We start from the raw sequence: 259 nt of genomic DNA, 5'->3' as shown, positions 1-259 counted from the left end.
GAAGGCGGGCCGCGAATCTTCGAGCAGGAAGTGAACACCACCTACGTCGCCACCGGGCTGGTGGGCCTGTTCCAGGCCGTCGATCGCAGCAGGTCGTGGGACGTCAACGGCATGTACAGCAAGAACAAGGCCGAACAGACCAACTACGGCAGCTACAACATCTACAAAGCCAACATCGCGTTGGGTGATCCGGACATCTGCGCGGCCACCCCGGGCTGCGTGCCGCTGAACATCTTCGGCGGCCCAGGCACCATCACCA

Annotated in this window: 1 pseudogene; it reads left to right on the top strand. The window is 62.5% G+C overall.

From position 1 onward, the window contains the following. Window positions 1-259: pseudogene (locus tag ACQG3P_RS20290) on the top strand (TonB-dependent receptor); the annotation flags it as partial.

Origin of the sequence: Stenotrophomonas sp. SrG, assembly GCF_050031795.1 — a bacterium.
In the GTDB taxonomy this organism is placed as follows: Bacteria; Pseudomonadota; Gammaproteobacteria; order Xanthomonadales; family Xanthomonadaceae; genus Stenotrophomonas; species Stenotrophomonas rhizophila_A.
The sequence above is the reverse complement of the archived record's forward strand: the minus strand, read 5'-3'. Positions and strand labels throughout refer to the sequence as shown.